Consider the following 14,463-nt stretch of genomic DNA (forward strand, 5'->3'; position numbering starts at 1 on the left):
TGTCGGGTATCCCGGATTTGCCTGATAGCCGTAGCCGCCGCTAACGGACTCTTCGGCACTCTCGCCAGCGTTGCCCCTCGATCCGATCGCTCGACTCTGCTTACGGACTCTTAACCATGCCCTCGAATAGTGGAGTCTCCGCTATGGGGGATTTGGATTATGAGAAGAATTTTCGTGTCGACGACATTCATCCTTCTGTTCGAAGGCATGGCGTCGGCAGGTTCGCCCGCGCGTTACAATGAGCCTTCTAACAATCCGATGTTCGAAAGCCGAAGCGGACATGCGGCGACTGCGGCGCGCGGAAGAAAGGGCCATCGTCCGAGCGACGACATTACCGGCTCGATTCCGATCGTCGCCAGCGCGCCGCCTTTCGTCGCCGATGCGCCGCATCCTGCATTCTCTCCGCCCCGCTGGACGGGCCTACACGTTGGCGTGAATGTCGGACCGGGTTGGGCGATTACTCGGCTCGCCGTTCCGGGCGCAGCAACCTTCAGCGGCGTCGGCATGTATGGTGTGGCGGGTGGCGTCACGGCAGGCTTCGACTATCGATTCGGCTCATGGTTCCTCGCCGGCATTGCCGCTGACGGCAACATCAAGAGCACGGCGGCGAACGCCTCGGGCGTCGACGTGACGTTCCGGGAGGCCGCGTCATGGGCGTTGCGTGGAAGGCTCGGCGGGCTCGCGACGGAGGACACGCTCGTCTATGCGACGGCGGGCGTCACACAGGCCGTCACCAAGCTCACCTATCCCACTGGCGACAGCGACGACGTGCGCTATACGGGGGCGATCTTCGGCGTCGGCGTGGAGACGCGCTTGGCCGCCGGCCTCTATGGGCGGGCCGAATATCTTCAAAGCCTCTTCGGACAGCGCAACTTCCTCGGCGGCCTCTACAACGCCCGGCTCGAAAACGCCGTCGCCCGCGTCGGGCTGATCTTCAAGCCCTTCGAGATGGCCGATTGGGGCGGCTCGCCGGTCGGCGTCGCTGCGCCGACTTCCGTTCTGCGTGAGAGCTGGACAGGGCCTCACGTCGGCGCACATGGCGGCTACGCCTTCGGCAGCACGAAGCTCTCTGTGGACGCCGCTGCGGCCGATGGCGTCGGCGGAACCGGCGGCGTCGGCGGCGCGCTGCTCGGCTACGATTATCAGTATGGGCGATCGGTCTTCGGCGTCGAAATCGACGGCAGCGGCGGCGGCGCGCGCTCGACGGCGAGCGTGAACCTTCCCGGCTTCTCGGCGAACGCGCAAATTGCCTACGACTGGGATTATTCCATTCGCGCTCGCGCCGGCCACCTGTTCGGGAACACGCTGCTGTTCGGCTCGGCCGGATGGACGCAGACTTACGCCCGGCTCACGACCTGGGGGCTCGGCGGCATAGGAACGTCTCACCTCTTCTCGGGCGTTCAGTTCGGCGGCGGATTCGAAACCATGCTGACGGCGCACGTCGGCGCGCGAGTGGAATATCTGCACAGCTTCTACGACAAATACGCCAGCGTCCTCGGATCGCCGGTCGACGCGCGGCCGACGACGGGGAAGACGCGCGCGGCCGTCATCTACAAGTTCTGATCGGCCACCACGTGACGCACATTCGCCGTCCCGCCGCCGTAAGCCGATCAAATGACCTGCCGGCGCATCTCTTTGTCGGCGCGTCTCCCGCTCGTAAGCGGCGCGAGCGCGAAGGGCTTCGTCGACAAGCCGGCGAATGGCGCTCGCGGCCGTCTCGCTCTTCTCCTCGGCGATGCGCCGCACGGCTTCGAATTGCGACTTGCGGAACGTGCAAGCGAGCTTCACCGATTCGGGACTGGTGACGGTTCCGCGTCCGACGCCCGTCGAATGCGCTCTCTCGAAATAGGCCATCGTTCTTGTCTCCAACGGTTCGGTCGCGCCAGTGGCGCAGATGACGCGATACGATGAACGCAACTCGAGGGCCGATTGGCCGTCGTCGGTCAAATGACGTCCCGCCGCCGGGCCGTCGCTCGCGCGCTGGTCGCGCTGCTTCCTTCCACGGGCGAACGTCGTCCGTCGCGCCTTGGCGCGATGTCCGGCCGAGGGTCGGCGTCGGGGCGGGTAGGATTGCTGCGCGCCGCGAGCGCTTCCACGATAAGCCGGCCCGCCATGCTCGCCGTGGTCAGCCCCTCGCGCTCGGCCAGTTCGCGAATGCGCTCGAGGTGGGCGTTCTCGATCAGCACTCGCATGGTCGTCGAAAACAGGTGGCTGTGATTCGCGCAAGAGGTCGAGGTCGCCGTTGAACACCTTCGCGGCCGAGGTCGATTGCCGGGCCAGAGAAGCTCCCTGGAGAGCGTCTCTCTTCTCGCGGCCTCTCCCCCTCGCCGTTCGAACCAACGCCAGCGCCGTGCGCCAATCGAAGGCCTCGCCCGGAACGAATCGCATCGCAGGCCGGACGCCTGCCGGGTGGCGAGGCCCGAAGAAGAGGCGAGCGCGGTCGAGCGTATTCTTGTCGGTTTTCAGCCCCGAGTCGTCGGCGAGGGCGAGAACGACAGCCTTCCAAGCCGCATCGGCGTCGTCGTGATCTTGCGAGAGGTCCGCCCACCATTGCGCCATCGTGACGCGCTCTTCCCAATACTCGGCGCGATGGTAGGCGCGGCGAACGCCATCGTTCTCGACATGCGCCAGCGCGCGTTCGATCGCGTCGGCGTTCCACTTGCCACTCTCATTGGCGATGGTCGAGAACGTTGCGCGGAAGCCGTGCGACGTTACCTCGTCACTGGCATAGCCCATGCGCCTCAAAGCGGCGTTGAGGGTGTTCTCGCTGATCGGCCGGGCGGCGCTGCGGACGGAAGGAAAGACCAACTCGCCGCCGCCGGTGAGCGTGTGGAGCCGCCGCAGAATGTCGACGGCCTGCCGAGGCAGGGGAGCGCGATGCTCGCGGCGCATCTTCGTCCGCTCGGCCGGAATCGTCCACACGGCCGCCTCGAGGTCGAATTCCGTCCAGCGGGCGAGCCGCAGCTCGCCAGGGCGGGGCGCCAGGAGCGCCAAGAGCTTCAGCGCCTCTCTGGTGGTCGGTTGGCCGTCGAAGCCGTCCACGGCCCGCAGCAGCCCGCCCAGGGCCTTCCTTTCTGTGATGGCGGGCCGAGCCGTCACCACGGGGCGGGTGAGGGCGCCCTTCAGCGCCCCGGCGGGGTCGTTATCGGCCCGAGCCGAGGCGATAGCATAACGAAAGACTTCGCTGATGTTCGCCCGGAGACGATTCGCCGTCTCATGCAGGCCGCGCTCTTCGACCTTGCGGAGAAGGTCCAGAATCTCGGGAGCCGTGATCTCGCGAATCGGCCGCGCGCCGATCGCCGAATCGGTCAGCCCGAGAAGCCATGTCTTCTTCGCCAGGGTGACGGCGGCGCGCCCTTCGCGCGTCTTCTTCGCGAGGAACTCGTCTGCGATCGAGCGGAAGGTTTCGAGGTTGGCCGCCTCGGCTCGCCTCGCGTCCTTCTTCGCCTGTGAAGGGTCGAGCCCGGCCGCGAGCAGCCCCCTGGCGCTGTCGCGGGCGTCCCGAGCCATCTTGATGCTGACGGCGGGATATGCGCCGATCGACAGCAGCTTTTCCCGGCCGTCGATTCGGTATTTGAGCCGCCAGAGGCGGGAGCCGTTCGGCGTGACGAGCAAATGCAGGCCTTGGGCGTCGGCCAGCTTGTAGGGGCGGTCTTTGGGCTTGGCGCTGCGAACGCTCGAATCGGTGAGCGGCATGGCGGGGGTATCACTCTCGGCAATGACGCGGGGTATCGACCCGCACCCCCGATTTTACCCCCAAAACTCTCGGCTTCAACCGGACCTTATCGCATCCGAGAACTTCCGAAGAATATGGTAACCGATTGAGCTTTTATGGGAAAACAGTGCTTGGTGGACGACCTCGGAACTCTTCGAAAGAGCTTGATGGTGCCCAAGAGAGGACTCGAACCTCCACGGCTTTCACCACTGGTACCTGAAACCAGCGCGTCTACCAATTCCGCCACCTGGGCCCGCCGCTCTCATACGGGCGCAGGACGCGCCTTGTCAATGGCCGCGGACAATGCGCTACAATTGCGCGGCCGTCCGCTCCGCAGCCTTCGCGGCAACCGAACGGCGCGGCCTGCGTATTGTGCTCCAAGATACGAGAAATATTGGTATTTTTCGAAAGGTCAGGCTCGGGGGACGGAACCTTTCGTGCCGGGCGCGTGTTGAGAAGGCGGGGCGATCGGGAGAGAAAACCATGCAGAAAGGCCAGGCTCGGGAACCGACCCGGCACGAGGCCGCCAAGCGCGGCTTCGCCGCCATGGATGAAGCCAAGCAGCGCGAGATCGCCCGCAAGGGCGGCGAAAGCGTTCCCGCCGAGAAGCGGAGCTTCTCGAAAGATCACGATCTCGCCGCGCTTGCGGGGCGCAAGGGCGGACAGAGCGTTCCCGCGCAGGAGCGCAGCTTCTCGAAGGATCGCAACCTCGCCGCCGAAGCCGGGCGCGAGGGCGGCAAGAGGTCGAGCGGCCCGCACGCGAAGCCGGCGGGAAAAGAGAGCGCCCCCAAATCCGGCCGCAAGAGCGGCGGGAGCTGAGGCGCTCGCGCCGCGCCCATGCTCGCCGCGCCCATGCTCTCAGTCGAGCGTCTGCCGAAAACGCATGATGGCGACGCTCATCGCCGCGAGCGTGAAGCCCCCGAGCGCGAGCGTGTCGGCGTAGAGATCGGTAAAGCTCGACCCCTTCAGCATGATCGAGCGCACGATGCGCAGATAATGGGTGAGCGGCAGCGCCTCGCCGACATATTGCGCCCACAGCGGCATGCCGCGGAACGGGAACAGAAAGCCCGAGAGCAGCATGTTCGGCAGGAAGAAGAAGAAGGTCATCTGGATCGCCTGCAGCTGATTGACGGCGATCGTCGAGAATGTGTAGCCGACCGACAGATTCGCGGTGATGAAGAGCAGCGTGAGCGGCGTCAGGGCCGCGAGCGAGCCGATGATCGGCACGTGAAACAGCAGCGTCGCGACGATGAGGATGATCGCCATCTGCACGCCGCCGACCACGACATAGGGCGCGATCTTGCCGAGCATGATCTCGGTCGGGCGCACCGGCATGGCGAGCAGCGCCTCCATCGTGCCGCGCTCGATCTCGCGCGTCACTGAAAGCGCGGTGTAGATCAGCATGGTCATGGTGAGGATCGTGCCGATCAGTCCCGGCACGATATTGCGCCGCGTCTCGCCGGCCGGATTGTAGCGGCGATGCACGCGCAGCTCATAGGGCGGCGGGCCCTGCGCGAGGCGCGCCAGCGGGCCGGTCAGCTCGCGGTCGAGCGCATTGGCGGCGGCGCCGTTGACGGCGGCGACGGCGCCGGAGGTCGCGGTCGGATCGGTGGCGTCGGCGACGACGAGCAGGGGCGGGCGCTCGCCGCGGACGAGGCGCCGGCCGAAGTCCGGCGGAATATCGACGACGAACTGGACTTCGTTGGAGAGGATCAGCCGGTCGGCGTCAGCCTCGTCCGCCGCGGCGGCGACAATGTCGAAATAATCGGTGGCGCGCAGAGCGGCGACGAAGGAGCGCGCCAGCGGCCCGTCGTCCTGCACGAGCAACGCCGTCGGCAGATGCTTGGGATCGGCGTTGATGGCGTAGCCGAACAGCAGCAGCTGGATGAAGGGAACGCCGACGATCATCGCCAGACTGACGCGGTCGCGTCTGAGCTGAATCAGCTCCTTGACGAACATCGCATGGATGCGGACGAGCGCGGAGCGCCAAGCGGAGGACCTCATTCTCGCCTCTTGTCGATATGCGTCATCAGATCGATGAACACGTCCTCGAGCGTCGGCTCGTCATGGACCCATTTCTGCGGCGCGTCCTCGGCGAAGCGGCGGGCGATCTCGGAAAGCCGCGCCGCGTCGCGGCCGGCGACATGCAGCGCCATGCCGAAGGACGCGACCATGTCGACGCCCGGCGTCGCCTTCAGCCGCGCCGCGAGGGCGCCGAGCTCCGGCCCGGTGACCACATATGTCGAGAGGCCCGAGCGCGCGACGATCTCCGCAGTCGTTCCCTGCGCCAGCAGACGGCCGTCGGCGATATAGGCGATCTCGTGACAGCGCTCGGCCTCGTCCATGTAATGGGTGGAGACGAGCACGGTGAGTCCTTGGCCGGCGAGCGAATGGATCTCGTCCCAGAAGTCGCGGCGCGCCTTGGGATCGACGCCCGCGGTCGGCTCGTCGAGCAGCAGCAGCTCCGGGCTCGGCAAGATGCAGGCGGCGAGCGCCAGGCGCTGCTTCCATCCGCCGGAGAGCTCGCCGGCGAGCTGCTCGGCGCGCGGCGCGAGGCCGCAGCGCGCGATTGCCTCCCGCGCCGCGCTCACGGGCGCGTCGAGGCCGTAGATGCGGGCGACGAACTCCAGATTTTCGCGGATCGACAGATCGGCGTAGAGCGAGAAGCGCTGCGTCATATATCCGACTTTGCGCTTGATGTCGTTCTGCTGCGTGCGGATGTCGTAGCCGAGGCAAGATCCGCGCCCGGCGTCCGGCGTCAACAGCCCGCAGAGCATTCGTATCGTCGTCGTCTTGCCGCTGCCGTTGGGGCCGAGGAAGCCGTGGATGCGGCCGCGCTCGACGCGCATGGAGAGACTGTCGACGACCCTGCGGCCGGCGAAGCTCTTCGTCAGCCCCTCGGCCTCTATGGCGATCTCGGGCGCGCTCACGGCGCCGCGCCCTCCGGCGCGAAGCGCACAGAGACAGGCAGGCCGAGCGGCAGATCGAGCGCCGCGCCCTCGAGCCGCGCCTCGACCTTGAAGACGAGCTTGGCGCGCTCGGCATCGCTGAAGATCACCGGCGGCGTGAATTCTTCGCGCGCCGATATGAAGGAAATCCGGCCGTCGAGGCCTTCCTTGCAGCCGTCGCAGGAGACCAGCGCCTTGCCGCCGAGCCGGGCCTGCGTCAGCCGCGTTTCCGGAACATAGAAGCGGACCTTGCGATTCTCGGGCGGCAGCAGCGAGAGGACCGGCTGGCCGGCGTTGGCCATCTCGCCGACCCGGAAAAAGACATCCTGCACGACGCCGGCCGTCGGCGCGACGACGGCCTGGCGGCGAATGCGCGTGTCGATCTGCTCGATCTGCGCGCGCGCCATGCCGATCGCCGCTTCGGCGGCGTCGATCTCCTGATTGCGGCTCGGCATGCGGGCGGCGTCGACCTGCCGCTCGGCCTCGACATAGGCGGCTTTATCGCGCTCGCGCGCCATGGCCGCCTGGTCGAGCGCCGCCTTGGGCGCATGGCCGCGCGAGAAGAGGGCGCCCTTGCGCTCATATTCGGCGGAGGAGAGATCGAGCGCCGCGCGGGCGCGGTCGACGGCGGCCTGCAGCACGGCGATCTGCTGCGGCCGGTTCATGGCGGCGCGGCGGTTCTCGAGCTGCGCCTGCATCTGCACGAGGCGCGCTTCGGCCTCCGCCCGCTGCTGGTCGAGAACGGGCGTCGCCATGGAAAAGAGCGGATCGCCCGCGGCGACCGTGCGGCCGGCCTCGACATCGAGCCGCGCCACGCGCTCGCCCTCCACCGGTCCGATGTAGAGGAGATCGCCCTCGACATAGCCGAGGAAGCCGGCGCGCTCCTCGTCTCTGGCGTGGCGGCTCCAGGTGACGGCGGCGGCGAGAGCGATGAGGACGAGGAGCGGAAGCCAGCGTTTCACCACCTCGAGCTTTCCCAGAAGGGGGGCGCTTCCTTCTCCCGCTCTGCGGGAGAAGGTGGCCCCGCGAAGCGGGGTCGGATGAGGGCGCGAGCCGTCACAACGACCTCGAACCAAATTCGAGCCGGGAGCCACAGCAGCCCTCATCCGACCCGACTGCGTCGGGCCACCTTCTCCCGCGAACGGGAGAAGGGGAGAACGTCGAGAGTCTCGTCTTCCGGGCAGCTCCTAAGTCTCGGCCGCAGCGCGGTCAAGGCCGGGCCGACGGGTGGCGGTGGACGCGGAGCCAAAAAACCGGCGGCAAATCGTCGCCCGAGGGGTTTTCTCTTTCGCCAAAACGTGAAATCGCTCTCGTTCGAAATTTCGCTCCAGGGACAGACGATGGCCGAAATAGAAGAACTCCCCCCGCGCGAAGCCATGGATTACGACGTCGTGGTCGTCGGCGCAGGCCCCGCCGGCCTCGCCGCGGCGATCCGGCTGAAGCAGATTTCGCCGGACCTTTCCGTCGTCGTCATCGAGAAGGGCTCCGAGCCCGGCGCGCATATTCTCTCGGGCGCCGTCATCGATCCGATCGGCCTCGACCGCCTGCTGCCCGATTGGCGCGAGGACCCCGAGCGGCCGCTGAAGACGCAGGTGACGGACGACCAATTCTTTCTGCTCGGCGCGAAGGGCGGGTTTCGCATTCCCAATGCTCTGATGCCCAAGCTCATGAGCAATCACGGGAATTTCGTCGGCTCGCTGGGCAATGTGGCGCGCTGGCTCGCCGCCCGCGCGGAGGCGCTCGGCGTCGAAATCTATCCGGGCTTCGCCGGCGCCGAGCTGCTCTATGGCGAGAACGGCGAGGTGCTCGGCGTCGCGACGGGCGATATGGGCGTCGGCCGCGACGGCCGTCCCAAGGACAGCTTCACCCGCGGCATGGAGCTGCGCGGCAAATATACGCTGATCGCCGAAGGCGCACGCGGCTCGCTCGCCAAGCGGCTCATCGCCAAATTCGGCCTGTCGGATGGGCGCGAGCCGCAGAAGTTCGGCATCGGGCTGAAAGAGCTGTGGCGGATCGACAAGTCGAAGCACAGACCGGGGCTCGTGCAGCATTCCTTCGGCTGGCCGCTCGCGGCCGACACGGGAGGCGGCTCCTTCCTCTATCATTTCGAGGAAGAGTTCGTATCGATCGGCTTCGTCGTGCATTTGAACTATTCGAACCCGACGCTGTCGCCCTTCGACGAGTTCCAGCGCTTCAAGACGCATCCGTTGATCGCCCCGACGCTCGAGGGCGGCCAGCGCATCTCCTACGGCGCCCGCGCGCTGACCGAGGGCGGCTGGCAGAGCGTGCCCAAGCTCGTCTTTCCCGGCGGCGCTCTCATCGGCTGCGCGGCCGGCTTCATGAACGTGCCGCGCATAAAAGGTTCGCACAACGCCGTGCTGTCGGGGATGCTCGCCGCCGAGCATGTGGCCGAGGCGCTGGAGCAAGGCCGCGCCCATGACGAGGTGGCGGGCTATGATGCGGCGTGGCGCGCCTCGGACATCGGCCGCGATCTGAAGCCGGTGCGCAACGTCAAGCCGCTCTGGTCCAAATTCGGCACTTACATCGGCGCGCCTTTGTTCGGCTTCGATATGTGGACCAATGAGCTGTTCGGCGTCTCGCTGTTCGGCACGCTGACGCACGGCAGGCCGGATTATGCGACCCTGAAGCCGCTGAAGGAGGTGACGCCGATCTCTTATCCGAAGCTCGCGAGCAAGGTCGCCTTCGACAAGCTCTCCTCGGTGTTCGTCTCCAACACCAATCACGAGGAGGACCAGCCGGTGCACCTGCGGCTCGTCGATCCCTCGGTCCCGATCGAGAGGAATCTGCCGATCTATGGCGAGCCGGCGCGGCTCTACTGTCCGGCGGGCGTCTATGAGGTCGTCTATGCCGACGAGGCGACGAAGAGCGATCCGCGCTTCGTGATCAACGCGCAGAACTGCGTGCACTGCAAGACATGCGACATCAAGGACCCGGCGCAAAACATCGATTGGGTCCCGCCGGAAGGGGGCGGCGGGCCCAATTATCCGAACATGTGACCAGCCGCGCCTTCGCGTCAGTAGTAATAAAAATAGCGGCGGCGGCGCCAGCGGCGCGGTCGCCGCCAAAAGAAGCGGCGACGACGCCAATAGCGGCGGCGCGGACGCCAGTAATAGGGCCGGTAGCCCCACTGCGTCTTTTCGACCTTGGCCTGCTCGATGTCGGCCGGAGTCGCCACGGCGGCTTCCGGATCGGGAGCCGAGGGCGCGGACGGCGCGGGCGCCGGCAGCGTGGTCAGCGCCAGGGCCTCCGACGAGACGGCGACAGCCGCTCCCGCTCCGGCGATCATGAATTTCAAGAACGCGCGTCTTTCCATGAATCCATCCTCTCCGAACATGCCTTTCGGACGTCGCGGACCGACCTCGACGAGGCGACAAGTCGAATAACTGCGTCGCCGAAGTTTCGTTCGCCGCCTGGAAACCTTTTTTTTGCTGACGCGTTTAGCCTCTGCCCGGGATTGGAAGCCGGCCGATCGCCGGGAGGAGGGAAGGCGTCTTTCCGGCGGCTTATCGCCACGCTTACGCCGTTCGAGCCCTTTAGTCGAGCTCGAGGCGGGAAGGCGAGGAGGCGGGGAGATGGTCCGGCTCTTGCGTAGACGCGGGACCGACACGCTTTCCGCAGCAATTGCGGGTTTTCTTTCATGCGCCAGGCATGTTCGATCGCCGCCGGTTGGTTCGGGATTCGGAGAGAAGGTCATGCTCGTCACCGATCTGATCCATTCATGTTCGAACGACAAGGTCGCGCAGGCCGCGACCTGCTGCATCGGCGGCGCTTTCGCGGAGAGAGTGCGCGCCGCGGCGCGGGAGAATGGCGTCAGCGAGGGACGTTTCGTGGCGGTGATCATGCGCGACTTCGCGCTGCGCGCCGACAATGAGACTCGCGCGGTGCTCGCGCGCGAGATCACCGGCTGCGACCAGCCGATCCTGCACGGGCTGCGGCATGTGGTCGAGGCGGCGCTGGAGGACGGCGCGCTGTTCTCCGACGAGGGAGCGGAGACCGGATCGCCTTTCTACCGGCGTGGCGGCCTCTCCTGCGACGCGATCGCGCGTCTCGAGCGCGCGCGGCTCCAAGCGTTCTGATCGCGCGTTCCGAACTGATTGCCCTTGCCCCGAGACGGGTTTCGGCGCGATGCTGGCGCTCGTCGCGCCGAGGCGGATGATGGCCGGATTGATCGACGAAGCGCAGATTGTCGCAATTCTGACGACCTACGGCTATTGGGCCGTATTCGTCGTGGTGGCGCTGGAGAGCGCCGGGATTCCCCTGCCCGGAGAGACCATGCTGGTCGGCGCGGCGATCTACGCCGGCCATTCGGGCAATGTGCGGATCGAACTGATCATCGCCGCCGCCGCCGCCGGCGCCATCATCGGCGACAATATCGGTTTCTGGATCGGCCGCGAGTTCGGCGTGAACCTGCTGATGCGCTATGGCGGCCATGTGGGCGTCGGCCCGCCGCAATTACGGCTCGGGCAATATCTCTTCATGCGCTGGGGCGGCGCGATCGTCTTCTTCGGCCGGTTCGTGGCGCTGCTGCGCATCCTCGCCGCCGTGCTCGCCGGCGCCAATCGCTTCGATCCGCTCAAATTCCTGTTCTACAACGCCGCCGGCGGCGTCTGCTGGTCGTTCGTCTTCGGGATCGGCGGCTATGCGTTCGGCATTGCGATCAATCGCATCGCCGGGCCCATCGGCTGGGTGGGGCTCGCCGGCGCCGTCATCGGCGTCGTCGCGCTGTGGCGCTATTGGAAGATCAACGAGGAGCGGCTGATGAAAGAGGCCGAGGCGCATTTCGCGAGACCCGAGCGCCGCCGCTAGAGCGCTTTCCGCTCGAACAGCATCGTTCGAGCGATCGGAATTCGCTCCAAACGAAAAGCTAGAGGCAGTTTCCGATCCGATCGGATCGGAAACTGCCTCTAGCGCGCGGCGCCGCGCTCGAAGGCGAGCATCGCCCGCTTGCGGGGAAGGCCCCAATGATAGCCGGTGAGCGCGCCTCCCGCGCCGATCACCCGATGGCAGGGCACGACGAAGGCGATCGGATTGCGCCCGACCGCCCCGCCGACGGCGCGCGCCGCCGTCGGGCGGCCGAGGCTCCGTGCGATCTCGCCATAGGTCGCGGTCGCGCCGGGCGCGATATCGAGCAGCCGTCGCCATACGTCGAGATCGAAGGGCGAGCCGATCGGCGCGAGGAGGAGCGGCCGATCGCGACGCCATTCGGACGGGTCGAAGACGCGGCCGGCGAAAGGCGCGGTCGCGGCCGGATCGGCCGCAAAGCGCGCCTTCGGCCAGCGGCGGCGGAAATCTTCGAGCGCCGCCTCCGGCCCGCCGTCGGCGAAGCCGAGGCCGGCGAGCCCACGCCCGGCGACGAGCAGGAGCGCCTCGCCGAAAGGCGAGGGATGAAAGCCGAAGGCGAATTCGAGCCCTGCGCCGCCCACTCGCGCGCGCGGCGCCTCGAGCAAGGCGAGGGGCGCGCGCCGGCCGGCGGCAATCTCCTCATGGTCCATCGTCATGGTCATGTCTCGATCTCCCATGCCTGCGATCTCCACGAAACTTTCCGGGCTTGATTATGTCCGCCGCTCTTGCTGTAACGCGCCGCATAATTTCTCGAGCTCGGAGAGTAACGAAATGACAGAATGGCCCGTCCACGCCAAGATCACCGGCCCGATCGTGCTGATCGGCTTCGGCTCCATCGGACGGGGCATTTTGCCGCTCATCGAGCGCCATTTCGATTATGACAAGAGCCGCTTCACTGTCATAGACCCCGTCGACACCCATCGGGAGATGCTGGACATTCGCGGCGTCGCCTTCGAGAAGGTCGCGCTCACCCGCGACAATTACCGCGAGGTGCTGACGCCGCTGCTCACCAAAGGCGAGGGTCAGGGCTTCGTCGTCAACCTCTCGGTCGACACCTCTTCGCTCGACATCATGAAGCTCGCGCGCGAGCTCGGCTGTCTCTATGTCGATACGGTCGTCGAGCCGTGGACGGGCTTTTATTTCGACTCCAAGCTCGGCAACGAGGCGCGCACGAACTATGCGTTGCGCGAGACCGTGCTCGAGGAGCGCCGCCGCAATCCCGGCGGCCCGACCGCCGTCTCCTGCTGCGGCGCCAATCCGGGCATGGTGTCCTGGTTCGTGAAGCAGGCGCTGCTCAACATCGCCGCCGATATCGGCCTTTCGGTCGAGGAGCCGAAGACGCGCGCCGACTGGGGCCATCTCGCGCTGAAGCTCGGCGTGAAGGGCATTCACATCGCCGAGCGCGACACGCAGCGCGCCAAAGAGCCGAAGCCGCTCGACGTCTTCGTCAACACCTGGTCCGTCGAGGGCTTCGTCTCGGAAGGCCAGCAGCCGGCCGAGCTCGGCTGGGGCACGCATGAGAAATGGCTGCCGGAGATCGCCGGAACCCATTCCTCCGGTTGCGGCGCCGCGATCTATCTGAAGTCGCCCGGCGCCAACACGCGCGTGCGCTCCTGGACGCCGACGCCGGGCCCGCAATACGGCTTCCTGGTCACGCACAACGAGTCGATCTCGATCGCCGATTATCTGACCGTGCGCGACCCTTCCGGCGCGACGATCTATCGGCCGACCTGCCATTACGCCTATCATCCGGCCAATGACGCGGTGTTGTCGCTGCACGAGATGTTCGGCCGCGCCGGCAAAATGCAGCCGAGCTGGAAGATTCTCGACGAGAACGAGATCGTCGACGGGATCGACGAACTCGGGGTGTTGCTCTACGGCCACGCCAGGAACGCCTATTGGTACGGCTCGCGCCTCTCGATCGAGGAGACGCGCGAACTCGCGCCCTATCAGAATGCGACGGGTCTGCAAGTGAGCTCGGCGGCTCTCGCCGGCATGGTGTGGGCGCTCGAGAATCCGACGGCCGGCATCGTCGAGGCGGACGAGGTGGACTTCCGCCGCTGCCTCGAAGTGCAATTGCCCTATCTCGGTCCGGTGGAAGGCTTCTACACGGATTGGACGCCGCTCGAAGGCCGTCCTGGTCTCTTCGCCGAGGATCTCGATCTCGAGGATCCGTGGCAGTTCAAGAATATTCTGGTGCGCTGAGGCGACGCTGCGCTCCTTCTCCCGCTCGCGGGAGAAGGTGGCCCGACGAAGTCGGGTCGGATGAGGGCTCGAGCCGCTACGACAATCTCCGACATATCACGAACCGCAGCGACTCTCATCCGGCCCCCGCTTCGCGCGACTCCTTCTCCCATAAGTGGGAGAAGGAGTCGCGCGACGGGGTTGCGCTAAATGGCCGCGTCGTCCCCCATCGTCTTCTCGGACGTGGGAAAAATCCGCACGTTGCGCCGGTTCCCCGAGGACCTCGACCTCGGGATTCCTAGCAATTCAAAAATCTTCTGGTGGAATGACGCCGCGCCGAGAGATCGTGCAGCCTCATCATCGAAAACGCAATCATCTTTATTACGCGCTCGGCTGAGCCATGAGCGTCAGCACATTTCCGGATGGATCCTCGAAATGCGCCAGCGTTCCGCCCCAATCCTGTTTTTCTGGCGGCGCGACGAACCGCACGCCCTTCGTCGAGAGTTCGGCGTAGATCGCCTCGACATCTTCCACTTGCAATGAAAATCCGGTGAAGCGGCCGACGGTCGCGCGGTCTTCGGGATCGGCGTCCTTCGCGACTTTCTCGACGATCAGTGTCGCGGGGCCGACGTCGAATCCGATCGCAACCTCGCCATATTCCCACAGGAGCTTCAGTCCGAGCATTTCGGCGTAGAACGCCCGAGCGGCCTCGAGATCCGAAACGAACACTCTCACCGCGCCGATACGCATGCT

At 66.2% G+C, this 14,463-nt stretch carries 13 protein-coding genes, 1 tRNA gene and 1 pseudogene; 6 read left to right on the forward strand and 9 right to left on the reverse strand.

Annotated features, from left to right (window positions below):
* The first annotated feature begins 159 nt into the window (after positions 1-159).
* Positions 160-1,563, forward strand: coding sequence for an outer membrane protein (locus AC6IW9_RS12920; RefSeq protein ID WP_497764121.1), 1,404 nt, complete (start codon positions 160-162; stop codon positions 1,561-1,563).
* A gap of 380 nt (positions 1,564-1,943) precedes the next feature.
* On the opposite strand, the gene AC6IW9_RS12925 is transcribed toward AC6IW9_RS12920, so the two are convergent.
* From AC6IW9_RS12925 to AC6IW9_RS12935, 3 genes and pseudogenes are all read right to left on the reverse strand, one after another.
* Entirely contained in the window at positions 1,944-2,186 is a 243-nt protein-coding gene (locus AC6IW9_RS12925; RefSeq protein WP_497764122.1) for a hypothetical protein, read from the reverse strand.
* Positions 2,187-2,595: 409 nt separating this feature from the next.
* Positions 2,596-3,696 (reverse strand): annotated as a pseudogene (locus AC6IW9_RS12930) (tyrosine-type recombinase/integrase); the annotation flags it as partial.
* Between the two features lie 187 nt (positions 3,697-3,883).
* Positions 3,884-3,968, reverse strand: a tRNA-Leu gene (locus AC6IW9_RS12935).
* Positions 3,969-4,198: 230 nt separating this feature from the next.
* Here AC6IW9_RS12935 and AC6IW9_RS12940 point away from each other — a divergent pair.
* Complete coding sequence (locus tag AC6IW9_RS12940; RefSeq protein WP_497764123.1) at positions 4,199-4,534, forward strand: con-10 family general stress protein; 336 nt, start codon at positions 4,199-4,201, stop codon at positions 4,532-4,534.
* Between the two features lie 39 nt (positions 4,535-4,573).
* Here the strand turns inward: AC6IW9_RS12940 and AC6IW9_RS12945 are convergent, their stop codons facing one another.
* Genes AC6IW9_RS12945 through AC6IW9_RS12955 form a run of 3 tightly spaced genes read right to left on the reverse strand, consistent with a single transcriptional unit; the run spans position 4,574 to position 7,628 of the window.
* Complete coding sequence (locus AC6IW9_RS12945) at positions 4,574-5,719, reverse strand: ABC transporter permease (protein ID WP_497764125.1); 1,146 nt, start codon at positions 5,717-5,719, stop codon at positions 4,574-4,576.
* Positions 5,716-6,645: an ABC transporter ATP-binding protein gene (locus AC6IW9_RS12950; RefSeq protein WP_497764127.1), complete on the reverse strand. Its 930-nt coding sequence runs from the start codon at positions 6,643-6,645 to the stop codon at positions 5,716-5,718. Before AC6IW9_RS12950 ends, AC6IW9_RS12945 begins: the two co-directional genes overlap by 4 nt.
* Complete coding sequence (locus AC6IW9_RS12955) at positions 6,642-7,628, reverse strand: HlyD family secretion protein (RefSeq protein WP_497764128.1); 987 nt, start codon at positions 7,626-7,628, stop codon at positions 6,642-6,644. The genes AC6IW9_RS12950 and AC6IW9_RS12955 overlap by 4 nt, the downstream gene beginning before the upstream one ends.
* Positions 7,629-8,003: 375 nt before the next feature.
* Between AC6IW9_RS12955 and AC6IW9_RS12960 the strand changes: the two genes are divergently transcribed.
* A complete protein-coding gene (locus AC6IW9_RS12960; RefSeq protein WP_497764129.1) occupies positions 8,004-9,680 on the forward strand; it encodes an electron transfer flavoprotein-ubiquinone oxidoreductase in 1,677 nt (558 codons plus the stop codon).
* 17 nt (positions 9,681-9,697) lie between these two features.
* Here the strand turns inward: AC6IW9_RS12960 and AC6IW9_RS12965 are convergent, their stop codons facing one another.
* Positions 9,698-9,997, reverse strand: a complete 300-nt coding sequence (locus AC6IW9_RS12965) for a hypothetical protein (RefSeq protein ID WP_497764130.1) — start codon at positions 9,995-9,997, stop codon at positions 9,698-9,700.
* A 379-nt stretch (positions 9,998-10,376) separates the two neighbouring features.
* On the opposite strand from AC6IW9_RS12965, the gene AC6IW9_RS12970 reads away from it, so the two are divergent.
* Both AC6IW9_RS12970 and AC6IW9_RS12975 read left to right on the forward strand, forming a co-directional pair.
* On the forward strand, positions 10,377-10,760 hold the full coding sequence (locus AC6IW9_RS12970) for a hypothetical protein (protein WP_497764131.1): 384 nt from the start codon (positions 10,377-10,379) through the stop codon (positions 10,758-10,760).
* A 79-nt stretch (positions 10,761-10,839) separates the two neighbouring features.
* The gene (locus AC6IW9_RS12975) at positions 10,840-11,490 is read left to right on the forward strand and encodes a DedA family protein (RefSeq protein ID WP_497764132.1); all 651 of its coding nucleotides are present in this window, start codon (positions 10,840-10,842) and stop codon (positions 11,488-11,490) included.
* A gap of 98 nt (positions 11,491-11,588) precedes the next feature.
* On the opposite strand, the gene AC6IW9_RS12980 is transcribed toward AC6IW9_RS12975, so the two are convergent.
* Entirely contained in the window at positions 11,589-12,188 is a 600-nt protein-coding gene (locus tag AC6IW9_RS12980) for a methylated-DNA--[protein]-cysteine S-methyltransferase (protein ID WP_497764134.1), read from the reverse strand.
* 109 nt (positions 12,189-12,297) lie between these two features.
* Here AC6IW9_RS12980 and AC6IW9_RS12985 point away from each other — a divergent pair, with 109 nt between their 5' ends.
* A complete protein-coding gene (locus AC6IW9_RS12985; protein ID WP_497764136.1) occupies positions 12,298-13,731 on the forward strand; it encodes a homospermidine synthase in 1,434 nt (477 codons plus the stop codon).
* A gap of 360 nt (positions 13,732-14,091) precedes the next feature.
* Here the strand turns inward: AC6IW9_RS12985 and AC6IW9_RS12990 are convergent, their stop codons facing one another.
* Positions 14,092-14,460: a VOC family protein gene (locus AC6IW9_RS12990; protein WP_497764137.1), complete on the reverse strand. Its 369-nt coding sequence runs from the start codon at positions 14,458-14,460 to the stop codon at positions 14,092-14,094.
* Positions 14,461-14,463: the final 3 nt, after the last annotated feature.

The sequence above is a fragment of the Methylosinus sp. shoA genome (genome assembly GCF_059718125.1).

Bases quoted from the DNA above. Each gene is read 5' to 3' on its own strand.
- AC6IW9_RS12940 (WP_497764123.1), top strand. From the start codon at position 4,199: ATGCAGAAAGGCCAGGCTCGGGAACCGACCCGGCACGAGGCCGCCAAG.
- AC6IW9_RS12990 (WP_497764137.1), bottom strand. From the start codon at position 14,460: ATGCGTATCGGCGCGGTGAGAGTGTTCGTTTCGGATCTCGAGGCCGCT.
- AC6IW9_RS12970 (WP_497764131.1), top strand. From the start codon at position 10,377: ATGCTCGTCACCGATCTGATCCATTCATGTTCGAACGACAAGGTCGCG.
- AC6IW9_RS12975 (WP_497764132.1), top strand. From the start codon at position 10,840: ATGGCCGGATTGATCGACGAAGCGCAGATTGTCGCAATTCTGACGACC.
- AC6IW9_RS12920 (WP_497764121.1), top strand. From the start codon at position 160: ATGAGAAGAATTTTCGTGTCGACGACATTCATCCTTCTGTTCGAAGGC.
- AC6IW9_RS12965 (WP_497764130.1), bottom strand. From the start codon at position 9,997: ATGGAAAGACGCGCGTTCTTGAAATTCATGATCGCCGGAGCGGGAGCG.
- AC6IW9_RS12945 (WP_497764125.1), bottom strand. From the start codon at position 5,719: ATGAGGTCCTCCGCTTGGCGCTCCGCGCTCGTCCGCATCCATGCGATG.
- AC6IW9_RS12980 (WP_497764134.1), bottom strand. From the start codon at position 12,188: ATGACCATGACGATGGACCATGAGGAGATTGCCGCCGGCCGGCGCGCG.
- AC6IW9_RS12960 (WP_497764129.1), top strand. From the start codon at position 8,004: ATGGCCGAAATAGAAGAACTCCCCCCGCGCGAAGCCATGGATTACGAC.
- AC6IW9_RS12985 (WP_497764136.1), top strand. From the start codon at position 12,298: ATGACAGAATGGCCCGTCCACGCCAAGATCACCGGCCCGATCGTGCTG.